Annotated in this window: 9 protein-coding genes and 1 pseudogene; 7 read left to right on the plus strand and 3 right to left on the minus strand. The window is 44.6% G+C overall.

The annotated features are described in order from the left end of the window. Nucleotides 1-209: 209 nt before the first annotated feature. A complete protein-coding gene (gene ompW, locus AACT21_RS00950; RefSeq protein WP_026028654.1) occupies nucleotides 210-854 on the minus strand; it encodes an outer membrane protein OmpW in 645 nt (214 codons plus the stop codon). 398 nt (nucleotides 855-1,252) lie between these two features. Between ompW and AACT21_RS00955 the strand changes: the two genes are divergently transcribed. Further along, on the plus strand, nucleotides 1,253-1,657 hold the full coding sequence (locus AACT21_RS00955; RefSeq protein WP_094163722.1) for a cystatin domain-containing protein: 405 nt from the start codon (nucleotides 1,253-1,255) through the stop codon (nucleotides 1,655-1,657). A 91-nt stretch (nucleotides 1,658-1,748) separates the two neighbouring features. Here AACT21_RS00955 and AACT21_RS00960 read toward each other — a convergent pair whose 3' ends face one another. Beyond that, the gene (locus AACT21_RS00960) at nucleotides 1,749-2,924 is read right to left on the minus strand and encodes a lytic polysaccharide monooxygenase (RefSeq protein ID WP_445285931.1); all 1,176 of its coding nucleotides are present in this window, start codon (nucleotides 2,922-2,924) and stop codon (nucleotides 1,749-1,751) included. A 494-nt stretch (nucleotides 2,925-3,418) separates the two neighbouring features. Between AACT21_RS00960 and glpT the strand changes: the two genes are divergently transcribed. Beyond that, nucleotides 3,419-4,795 carry a glycerol-3-phosphate transporter gene (gene glpT / locus AACT21_RS00965; RefSeq protein WP_026029046.1) on the plus strand — a complete coding sequence of 459 codons (1,377 nt, stop codon included), beginning with the start codon at nucleotides 3,419-3,421 and terminating at the stop codon, nucleotides 4,793-4,795. Nucleotides 4,796-4,894: 99 nt separating this feature from the next. Then, nucleotides 4,895-5,956, plus strand: a complete 1,062-nt coding sequence (gene glpQ, locus AACT21_RS00970) for a glycerophosphodiester phosphodiesterase (protein ID WP_094163726.1) — start codon at nucleotides 4,895-4,897, stop codon at nucleotides 5,954-5,956. A 63-nt stretch (nucleotides 5,957-6,019) separates the two neighbouring features. On the opposite strand, the gene AACT21_RS00975 is transcribed toward glpQ, so the two are convergent. Continuing rightward, entirely contained in the window at nucleotides 6,020-6,904 is an 885-nt protein-coding gene (locus tag AACT21_RS00975; protein ID WP_088733537.1) for a LysR family transcriptional regulator, read from the minus strand. Between the two features lie 85 nt (nucleotides 6,905-6,989). Here AACT21_RS00975 and budA point away from each other — a divergent pair, with 85 nt between their 5' ends. The 4 genes and pseudogenes from budA to AACT21_RS00995 all read left to right on the plus strand — a co-directional run bounded on the left by budA (nucleotide 6,990) and on the right by AACT21_RS00995 (nucleotide 11,145). Further along, nucleotides 6,990-7,787, plus strand: coding sequence for an acetolactate decarboxylase (budA, locus tag AACT21_RS00980; RefSeq protein ID WP_069212237.1), 798 nt, complete (start codon nucleotides 6,990-6,992; stop codon nucleotides 7,785-7,787). Between the two features lie 100 nt (nucleotides 7,788-7,887). Next, complete coding sequence (gene alsS, locus AACT21_RS00985; RefSeq protein ID WP_094163728.1) at nucleotides 7,888-9,591, plus strand: acetolactate synthase AlsS; 1,704 nt, start codon at nucleotides 7,888-7,890, stop codon at nucleotides 9,589-9,591. Next, complete coding sequence (locus AACT21_RS00990; RefSeq protein ID WP_013868131.1) at nucleotides 9,588-10,346, plus strand: SDR family NAD(P)-dependent oxidoreductase; 759 nt, start codon at nucleotides 9,588-9,590, stop codon at nucleotides 10,344-10,346. Before alsS ends, AACT21_RS00990 begins: the two co-directional genes overlap by 4 nt. 441 nt (nucleotides 10,347-10,787) lie before the next feature. Beyond that, a pseudogene (locus AACT21_RS00995) lies at nucleotides 10,788-11,145 on the plus strand (regulator). The last annotated feature ends 212 nt before the right edge of the window (nucleotides 11,146-11,357 follow it).

Here is an 11,357-nt window from a genome sequence, read left to right on the forward strand (position 1 = left end):
TAAAACGAGCGTCAAATAAAATGGTCACAAAAAAGACAATAGCCAAAATAACTCGAAGAATTCTTATAATAATTAAATTTAATATCAACAAGATAAACATAAATGATAATTATATGTACATTTAATAGTGCACATAACTATCAATATAATTTTTGCTTGAAATTGAAAAAGGCAGCGCTCGCTGCCTTCTATTAATCACCTTGCTACCACTAAAACTTATAACCAGCGCCTATCATAAATACCCAAGGATCAATGGTCACATCAGTTCTCTGCTCGACACCTTGATACTTATAAGTCGCTTCAGTTTCAATATCGGCATACCAAACTGATGCATTCAAAAACCACTGTTCGTTGAGCATATAATCAAAACCAGCATTGGCCGCTAAACCCCAAGAATCTTTGAGTTTGAGATCCGTTAAGGTTGCACCACTTCCCGTACTGTTAAAACCTTCATCGAAGAACATGGTGTAGTTAATGCCCGCTCCAACATAAGGACGGAATTTCGATGACGCTTCACCAAAGTAGTATTGCAACATAAAAGTTGGCGGTAGATGTTTTGTTTCAGCAATGTCACCTAAGTTCAAAAGATTGGTTGAAATAGTATGGCTAAAAGGTGTAGCCGCTAACACTTCAAAGCTAATATTGTCGGTGATCATATAGCCTATTGTTAAGCCAAGCTGAACGTTTGAGTCCACAGCAAGCTCTTCATTTGAGCCTAAAATACCATCGCTGCTATCATTGGGCACCACAGCGGCAAGACCGGCACGCACAATAAAGTCACCTTCTTTGTGGGCAAAAACATTCGTAGAAACAAGAGCAGAAAGCACGGCAAGGCCGCAAAGTGTTTTTTTCATTGTGATTTCCTTTTTGTAGGGCGGGGTAATAGTTTTTATTTGCGCGCACAGTAGCACATAAAAACCACACTTTTTTGATGGAAATCAATTTGTAAAATTTATCGCCGATCAGCTTACAACTCTGCAACCTTGATCACTTTTCTAGGCATAAAAACACACAGTCATGTAATGCGTTTTTTATGTGCATCACACCTAGCCTAACGTTGAAATGGCTTTATTATTTATGGTTAAAAACTGACAATATTGGTAAGAAATAGTAATAGCGTTTTATTGTCAGAAAATATCATCATAATTTATCACGCACCTAACAGAGCTTGACGGACTCCTCACACCACAATTGTTAATATGAACTCCTCAGATCAACCCTTTCTGCTTTTCTAAAAACAAAGGACAACTCAATGAAACGATTTCTTTTACCTCTATTTGGTTTGCTCGCGTTAGCGGGGTGTGATCAACAAACGCAAACAGAAAGTACTAAGGCTCTAGAGCCCACCGCCGTGGTGGCGGAAACAGATGCCGTACCGTCACCCATCTGTGCAAGCGAGTTGATGCCGGGAGGTTGGCAAGCGACAGAAATTACCGACGAAGCTAAAGAAGCGTTGAAGAGCGCTTTAGCACAAATGGAGAGCAATGCACAATTAAAAGACATTATCGATGTCCGCTCACAAGTGGTTAACGGGGTGAATTATGCCATTGAGTTTGAAATGGATGATGGCAGCATTTGGAATGCGATAATCTATCGCAGTTTAGAAGGTGATTACTCGTTAACCCAACCAGCAAAACAAGGCAAATTGTGTGAATAACCTCATCTCATAAGCCATTATTAAACCAGAGTTAGAGAGCAAAAAGAGGCCATGGCCTCTTTTTGCTACTCGATACTATAGCTATTTAATACTATCGCCATACACCCCATTCACCCGTAGTTCCGGGCTCTTCATTTTTTGTCCACCACTGTGCGGTCCAAGTTTGCTGCTTGTGCATAACGACATCACCGGACGCATAAATTTTAGTCGCATTCCAAGCATTATCTGAGACAGGTGGCTGTGGCGTTTCCTCTTTTAGCAAAGAAAGCTGATAACTGTAAGTCGCGTTTGGAGCAAACACACGGTTAGCATACACATTCTGGCTATCGTACATATAGTGATTCATTTCTTGGTGCCAAATACCAATAAACCACTCCCCTTTTTTTACTTGGTTAAACTGACCTGCCATTTCCGCTGGCCACGTTGCTGTATTATTGGCTGAAATCGCTAAGCTGATATCGGTCGTTTCATTGCCATTGGCATCGAAGGTACGAAAACGAACCGTATCGCCAGATTCAACAGGACCGAAACCTTGTGAAAGATAACCACCAAGATCGCTGAGATTCTGCGCAGGTTCTGATGGGTCTGTCGGATCCGTTGGGTTTGATCCACCACCGCTAAAACTAATATCACTGCAGTTATAAAAACCTTCGCCCGCGGCATCAATACGTTGCCAGCGAGTATAAAGCACAGCATCACCACTTCTATCGGCAGGCAGGGTAATCTTGATGCGATATTTTTTATCCGTCCCCACGGTGATATTACCTTTGGTATCAATAAGATCTAGATCATCCCAAGTTAATGGGGCCTCACCGGTATAAGTCGGTTTAGAGAGATAAAACTCCCAATAAGAGGGGTTATGTGGCGCGGTAGCATTAAAGACTAATTCGATTTGTTGATTAGCGTCTAAATTCACGGCCGTTTTTTGCCAATGAGGTGAAGCAGCATCTAACCCTGCTTTCGCGTTGCTACCTGCGGAGCACAACAAGCCGTCGCGAACAACAGCTTGAACATGAGCCATGTCACGATAATTTGCCACATTGGCCGCCACTTCATTGCGTTGTACAAAAGGATAAGCTCCAGACTGATCAAAAGCCGCTTGGCATGCTGCATTAGGGATCGTATTACTCCAAAAACCACCATCTAGGTAACAGGTATTTTGCCGCGCGCTCGGAAATTCAACCCAACCATGAGCTTGTGCATGAGCAGAAAGCAATCCGCTCAATGAAAGCAAACCCAACACACTGACTTTATTAAAATTATTCATCATTCTTCCTTTTTGTATTATTAGCATCAATGCCACAGAACGACACTCTGTAACACATGAATTGCCAATCAAAGCTAGCAAGAATTATCAATAGACAGTGTCAAATCTGGGTAGGAATACTGGACTATTTGCTTATTTTGCCACTCTCTTTCCAATCAAAAAGGATATGAATCATTGAACTCACAGTGAGTTTCGAGTGACTTCATGGTTTAACAATTTTTGCCAACTTTCCTTATCTGCGATTTAATTGACGACAAAACAACCAAAAACAAACATCTCGCGAACAAAAGTGAAAACGATTACATCTCAATTTAATGGCACTAACCATGAAAAAATGAAAACTAATCATTTGTTTTTATGCACAAATTAATTCCCTTGTAACATTTGTCACAGAAATACATTCAGTTGCACACGACAATGCCGTTCTCTTTCGAATGAAACATTTTTTATCGTTCGAGCTTTAGAACCATCGCACTACATTAATGAGGTCAACTATGTTTGGTATCTTTAAACCCCAAGCGCATATCGAGAGGCTCGCTACTGAGCGGCTCGATAGCACTTATAGCCGCTTGCGCTGGCAGTTATTCATCAGTATTTTCTTCGGCTACGCGGGCTACTACCTTGTTCGTAAGAACTTTAGTTTGGCGATGCCTTATTTGATTGACCAAGGTTTTAGCCGCGGTGATCTCGGGGTAGCTCTTGCCGCCGTATCGATTGCTTATGGCTTATCTAAATTTTTAATGGGGAGCGTTTCTGACCGCTCTAACCCACGCTACTTCTTAAGTGCAGGCCTTTTAATGTCTGCGTTAGTGATGTTCTGTTTCGGTTTTATGCCGTGGGCAACAGGCAGCATTACTGCGATGTTTATTTTGCTGTTCTTAAACGGTTGGTTCCAAGGTATGGGCTGGCCTGCTTGTGGCCGTACCATGGTTCACTGGTGGTCACGTAAAGAACGTGGGGAAATTGTTTCTGTATGGAACGTAGCCCACAACGTCGGCGGTGGCTTAATTGGTCCTCTTTTCTTGTTTGGTCTTTGGGCATTTAACGATGACTGGCGCGCCGCATTTTACGTTCCTGCCTTTTTTGCGACCTTAGTTGCCATTTTCATTTGGATGACGCTGCGCGATACGCCGCAATCTTGTGGTTTACCACCGATTGAAGAGTATAAAGATGACTACCCAGACGACTACGATAAATCTCATGAGAATGAGATGACCGCGAAGGAAATCTTCTTTAAGTACGTTTTCTCTAACAAATTGTTGTGGTCTATCGCTATTGCCAACGCTTTTGTATATCTCATTCGTTATGGCGTATTGGACTGGGCTCCTGTTTATTTGAAAGAAGCTAAAGAGTTCACCGTTGATAAATCTTCTTGGGCGTACTTCTTGTATGAGTGGGCAGGTATTCCGGGAACGCTATTGTGTGGTTGGATATCCGACAAAGTATTCAAAGGCCGTCGTGCACCTGCGGGCATCTTATTCATGGTTCTCGTTACTTTTGCGGTACTCATTTACTGGTTTAACCCTGCTGGTAACCCAGGTATCGACATGGCGGCTCTTGTTGCGATTGGTTTCTTAATTTATGGCCCAGTAATGCTGATTGGTTTATACGCACTGGAACTGGCTCCGAAAAAAGCAGCAGGTACCGCAGCAGGTTTAACAGGTTTGTTTGGTTATCTCGGCGGCGCAGTAGCGGCAAATGCGGTATTGGGTTACACCGTTGACCACTTTGGTTGGGATGGCGGCTTTATGATCCTAGTCGCTTCATGCGGTATTTCTATCCTTTGTCTGCTGTATGCCTACATTGGCGAGCGTGCTCACCATAAAGAAAAAGACAGACTTGCGGAAGAAAAAGCGTCAACGCCATCATAAATCTGACACCTAAATGTGTTGAATTTACGTTACGCACTATTCACTTTGAATCAAAACTCTCCCCCTGCAACGTCAGGGGGAATTTTTAAGGATAACAATATGAAACTGACACTACTCGCACTTTCCATGGCTACTTTAGCCAGCTCGGCGTGGGTTCAAGCAGAACCATTGGTGATAGCGCATCGCGGCGCTTCCGGTTATCTGCCTGAACATACCCTTGAAGCCAAAGCGCTTGCTTACGGCATGAAGCCTGATTTTATTGAACAAGATGTCGTGATGACCAAGGATGACCAATTGGTGGTTCTTCACGATCACTATCTTGACCGCGTCACTGACGTTGCAGAGCGTTTCCCTGACCGTGCACGTGGTGATGGCCGCTATTACGCCATCGATTTTACGCTGGCAGAGATCAAAAGCCTGCGCGTAACTGAAGGTTTTAATATCGATGACAAAGGCAATAAAACTGCTGGTTTCCCCAACCGTTTCCCTCTTTGGAAATCAGACTTCACCGTCCCAACCTTAGCGGAAGAGATCGAGCTGATCCAAGGGCTGAACAAAACGCTCGGTTACGATATTGGTATTTATCCAGAAATCAAAGCGCCTTGGTTCCACCGCCATGAAGGTAAAGACATCAGTAAAGCGGTACTGAAAATGCTGAAGGAATATGGTTACGACAGTCAAGAGTCGAACGTTTATCTGCAATGTTTTGATCCTATCGAGCTAAAACGCATTAATGATGAACTGCTTCCAGCAATGAACATGGACCTCAAACTGGTTCAATTGATGGCCTACACCGATTGGAATGAGACCATGATCTATGATGGCGACCAAGCACAGCCATACAGCTATGATTGGATGTTCGAAGCAAACGGCATGAAGCAAGTCGCTACCTACGCCGATGGAATTGGCCCGTGGAAACCTATGTTGGTTGACGGCGCTTCAACCAAAGAAAACATCATCATCAAGCCATTGATGAAAGCCGCTAAAACCGCCGGATTAGTCGTTCACCCTTATACCTTCCGCGCAGAACCCGATCGCATTGCACCTTATGCCGACAGCTTTGATGGGATGCTCGATGTGTTCTACAACACTGTAAAAGTAGATGGTTTATTTACTGACTATCCCGATAAAGCAGTGGAGTTTTTGCATTCAACTCGCTAAGTAAGCGTGATTAACCTTACCACTCTGACACGCTTCATCCCCAGTATCATCATGCTGGGGATGTTATTTTTGGTGACTTAATGCCTTCACCACCTTAAGCACATGCTTATTTAAGTTACTGGCTTCCCAAAGCACCGCAATTTGGCTGTTAAAAGGCATCTCCTCGATGGGAGTGATCACGGCAGAATCATCGATATGTTCAGCCAGTGATTGGGGTACAACAGCTACGCCAAATCCCGCTTGAGCCATTGCAACCATAGACCTCAACTGTGGAGCCGAAAAACGTTGATCGACACGGATGCCCACATCGTCAAACAGCGCTTTCATACCATCATGCAATGCTGGCCCCGTTTCACGAGGAAACAACAAAACGTACTCATTTTTTAACTGAGCTAAAGTAAGGCGATCTTTTCCAGCCAAGGGATGCCCTAAAGGGATCACCGCGACAAAAGGCTCTTCAAATAAAACCACCCGCTGTAAAGACTCACTGGCATAACAAGGTAAACGCACCAATGCTATATCCAACTGCTTAGCTTTCAACTGCTCAACCAACTCTGGCATCGCTTGCTCAACCGCGGTGAGATTCACGTTTGAAAAACTGTCCCTTATCTCCCGCACTCGGGATAATATTTGGGTATTCATCGCAACCGAAGTCGCAAAGCCCATCCGTACTTCATTTTTTTCTCCACGCGCCAGCTGTTTTACTTTCGCCTTCGCTCGATCCACATCATTTAAGATGGTGACCGCATCAACATAAAACATTTGCCCAGCCTCGGTCAGCTCTACCCCACGTGGTAAACGCTTGAATAACAGCGTACCGAGCTCATGCTCCAATTTCTTTATTTGTTGGCTCAACGGTGGTTGAGCAATACCTAACACTTCAGCCGCTCGTGTGAAATGGCGCGTTTGTGCCACCGCCACAAAATACTTGAGATAGCGAAACTCCATATCTTTTCCATATAGAAATAAATCTTATTTATATTGGATTTAGCCACGTGGAGAAGTCAATCTAAATATACACTTTATTGCATAAATGGTTATTCTCATGCGTGGATTCTACACTCCGCTTTGTGCTTGTTCTCTCGATGTAGCAAAAGAGTTTGCTGAATATCATCATGTAACGGGGGATGGAGAGATTTACCAAACTTCGTTGATGAGTGCGTTGATTGCTGGCGTTTATGAAGGCGCAACAACGGTTGAACAACTGCTGCAACATGGCGATTTTGGCTTGGGCACATTCAATCAATTAGACGGCGAGCTCATTGCGTTTGATAAAGAAGTTTTCCAATTAAAAGCCGATGGTTCGGCTAACCCCGCACACTTAGCGCAGCAAACTCCCTTCGCCGTCATGACTTTTTTCACTCCTGATGTCGAAGTTCCCATCACCTCTAAAATGTCTCGTGCTGACGTTCATCATCTGATTGATGAACTAGTACCCAGTGACAATATTTTCTGCGCAGTACGCATTGACGGTTTATATCAGTTTGTCAGAACGCGTACCGTGCCGCGTCAAACTCGCCCATTTCGCCCAATGTTGGATGTTGTAAAAGAGCAGCCCACATTTAATTTCACCTTCAAACAAGGCGTTATCGCCGGTTTTAGAAGCCCGCAGTACACCACAGGTATTAACGTTCCGGGGTATCACGAACATTTCATTACCGAAGATAGAAAAGGCGGTGGCCACATACAGGACTACTCTATTTCGTCGGGCTTTTTACAAATTGGCAAAGTATCGCGCTTGGTAATTGATACCCCGACTTCGCTAGATTTCCTTAAAGCCAACCTAGCTCCCAATGACATCCGAACCGCGATTGAAAAAGCGGAAAAATAGCGCTGAACAGGAGAAAAAGAATTGAATTGAAAAAAGCCGCCAGATAGCACCACCACTTCGTGAAGAAGTGTCAACGTCAGTCAACAATAAGGGTATAAAAATGAATACAAAACCTACCACTAGAAATGGCGCTCAATTAATCGCTCAACAGCTGGAATCTTTGGGTATCCGCTATATTTTTGGCATTCCGGGGGCCAAAATTGATCGGTTATTTGACGCCATTGAAGACACCAATATTCAAATGATCCCAGTGCGTCACGAAGCCAATGCGGCCTTTATGGCCGGCGTCATCGGCCGTTTAACCGGCAAAGCCGGAGTCACTATGGTGACCTCAGGCCCGGGCTGTGGCAACTTGGTTTCAGGGGTTGCCACTGCCAATTCAGAAGGTGACCCGCTGGTCGCTATCGGCGGCGCGGTCAAACGCGCAGACCAACAAAAGCAAACGCACCAGAGTATGGATACCGTCAGTATTTTCCGCTCTATCACAAAATCCAGTGCAGAAATTCAACATGTTGATGCCGCCAGCGAAGTGATGGCAAATGCCTTTCGCACGGCAGAATCAGGCCGACCGGGGGCATGTTTCGTTAGCATTCCCCAAGATGTGTTATCCGACCAGACACTCACTGATATTATTGTTCCATCACGTAATGTTCATTCAAGCCAAGCCAGCCCAGAAGCGATCGAAGAAGCCATTACCCGAATCGAGCAGTCACAGCGCTGCGTCGTCTTACTCGGCTTACACGCCAGTCGCGCTGAAAATGCTCAAGCCATCAGCCGTTTTTTGCGCACCACTCAACTGCCTGTAGTCGGAACCTATCAAGCCGCTGGGGCAGTTGATATTAACTATTATCACCATTTCGCTGGCCGCGTAGGTTTATTTAACAATCAGCCCGGAGATGTATTGCTGCAAGATGCTGACCTGATTGTCACTATTGGTTTTAACCCCATCGAGTACGACCCAGAGCTTTGGAACGCAAAACAGTCCCCAATCATCCACTTAGACATTGAACCAGCAGAGTATCAGCTCAATTACCAACCTTGTGTGGAAATTGTCGGCAATATCGTTCAATCACTGGATGATATGATCGATTGTGTCACCAATTTCGCACGCCTCTCTCCCAAAGCCTTATCGATTTTAGAGAAAGTGGCGCAACAGCGGCAGATAATAAAATCCTACCCTACTCGTCAATCTCAGCATGGGTTTCATCCATTAACCTTAATCAAAGCGATGCAATCCATTATTACCCCAGACACCACTTTGTGTCTGGATATGGGCAGCTTCCATATCTGGATTGCGCGCTATTTAAGCTGTTTTCGCGCCCGTCAAATGCTGATTTCAAATGGTCAGCAAACCATGGGCGTTGCCCTACCTTGGGCGATTGGTGCAAACCTGCTTAAACCCAGTACCAAAGTGGTGTCTGTTTCTGGTGATGGCGGCTTCATGCAATCAAGCATGGAGTTAGAAACGGCCGTCCGCCTAAAATGCAACATTGTACATATCATCTGGGTCGATAACGCCTACAACATGGTCGAGATACAAGAGATGAAAAAGTATCAACGCCCGTCCGGAATAAAATTTGGCCCGATAGACTTTAAAGCGTATGCCGAATCATTTGGCGCGCAAGGCTTTGCCGTGACCGAACGTCATCAACTGATGCCTATGCTGCATCAAGCCATGGAAACTCAAGGACCTGCTGTCATCGCTATCCCCGTTGATTACAGCGACAACTACAAGTTGATGCTACCCAGAACACAAGAAAATCGAGATCCAATTTTTGAGCATATCGAAGGAGAAACAATATGAATGGTTTAACCCATAAAGTCGCTTTAGTCACGGGTGCCGCCAACGGCATCGGCTTTGCGATAGCACAGCGTTTATATGATGAAGGGGCCAATGTAGTACTGGCCGACTGGAATGAAGAGCAACTCGCCACCGCCATCGAAGCTTTTGACTCAACACGCGTCGCGGCGCAAGTGATTGACGTCTCCGATCCTAAAAAAGTAAAAGCCATGATCGATAACGCCGTATCACGCTTCGGTAAGCTCGACATTTTAGTCAACAATGCGGGCATCCACATCCCCGGCTCCGTCTTAGAAAGCAGCGTTGAAGATTGGAAGAAAATATCAGCGGTGAATATTGATGGCGTCGTGTATTGCTCTAAATTTGCCTTACCTGAACTGCTAAAAACGCAGGGGACCATAGTCAACACCGCTTCAGTCTCTGGCTTAGGTGGCGACTGGGGTGCCGCATTTTACTGCGCCAGTAAAGGCGCGGTAGTCAACCTCACGCGCGCCATGGCGCTAGACCACGGTGCCGCTGGCGTACGAATTAACGCCGTGTGCCCAAGCTTAGTTAAAACCAATATGACCAATGGTTGGTCGCAAGAGATTAGAGATAAATTTAACGAGCGCATCGCACTAGGACGCGCCGCAGAACCGAGCGAAATTGCCGCCGCAGTGGCCTTTTTAGCCAGTGACGATGCATCATTTATCAATGGTGTCAATTTACCCGTCGATGGTGGCGCTACCGCTTCCGACGGCCAACCTAAAATCGTTTAACCACGAAAACTCAGCCAGTACCTAAACCATTTTCCGTGCTGGCTGATATTTTAAAACCGCATAATTCAAAACAAGCCCCATAAACCTTTCAGCCCTAAAATGCCTCCTTTTCCACAATTAGTACAACTCCAACAAACACGAAACTAATTGGGGAGGGTTAGGGTGGAGTGTTTCTTGGTTGCTGGCAGCACCCCCTCCTAACCTCCCCCTGAAAGGGGGAGGAACAGAACGGTATCAGCTTCCACTCTAGAGCATATAATTGGACATAAATGCGTTACTAAAAATCAAACATTAGCAATTCGTGAATAACTTTTTATAAGGCAAATATTGCCAGTTACTACGCCTTCGTACAGTGCGCTCTTTGTGCTCTTATGTTCAACGGAACTGGTATCACATTAATTTATGAATTATTAAACTCTTGCAGTTTAGCGAGAGTAAATCATGAAGTATCACGAAATGACCAAAAACTACTTTTTTCGTGAATTTGAATACGGTTTATCTGTGGAAGACACTGCTAAACTTTGTTTTAAAAGTGTGAGAACCGTCAATGAATGGGACGGAGGGAAGAACATACCCAAAGAATGTAAACGCCTGATGTGCAGAGCTTTCATTTCATGATGAATGGAAAGGTTTTACGATGAGCGATCGATATTTGAGACTCCCAACTGGGCAACAAGTTACACCGCAAGAGATTTTGACAGGTATTGCACTGATAGAGATACAATCAGAGTTAGACCTAGTGACAACCGCTAAACTTTTGAAACATGCGCGCGCGATATCAAGAATTAAGAAGAAATAACGGACATAGTAATAGAGGGCCGTAGTAGCCCTCATCAAAATTACCACAAAGAACCAAACAGCAATATTCGCTTGTGAAGGTCATCTTCGCCAGAAAAACCAAAATTAAAGTGGTTACTGGAAGTATTTTTATCTTTATATACTACTGACGTCCCATCTTCATCGACATAACTATATAAACGCTTTAAATATCCAATATAAAACCATCCATAC

Source organism: Vibrio sp. V08_P9A1T1 (genome assembly GCF_963874405.1).
GTDB lineage: Bacteria > Pseudomonadota > Gammaproteobacteria > Enterobacterales > Vibrionaceae > Vibrio > Vibrio anguillarum.